Origin of the sequence: Paraburkholderia sp. SIMBA_053 (assembly GCF_046534895.1) — a bacterium.
Classification (GTDB): Bacteria; Pseudomonadota; Gammaproteobacteria; order Burkholderiales; family Burkholderiaceae; genus Paraburkholderia; species Paraburkholderia caledonica.
Window position 1 is genome coordinate 1 of sequence record NZ_JAWRXU010000875.1, and the last position, 264, is coordinate 264.

Annotated in this window: 1 pseudogene; it reads right to left on the bottom strand. The window is 62.1% G+C overall.

Going from position 1 to position 264, the window contains the following annotated elements:
• Nucleotides 1–249 (bottom strand): annotated as a pseudogene (locus SB753_RS38105) (circularly permuted type 2 ATP-grasp protein); the annotation flags it as partial.
• Between the last annotated feature and the right edge of the window lie 15 nt (nucleotides 250–264).

The window sequence follows — 264 nt, forward strand, 5'->3', positions numbered from 1 at the left end:
GGCTTCGAGCGTTTGCCATTCGCCGCGCGGGATGATGCGCGGGATCAGATCGAACGGGATGAGCCGCTCCGTACCTGACAGATCGCCGTTGACGGCGAACGTGATGCCGACGCGGCGAAACAGCAGATCGGCTTCGGCCCGCTTTCTCTCGATTGCCTCACTGCCCTGCTGCACGAGCCAGCGTTCGAACCGCTGATAATGCGGCCGCACGGCGTCATCGAACTGACGCATCTCGTCAAAGCATCGCATGTTACGCCCCACTCT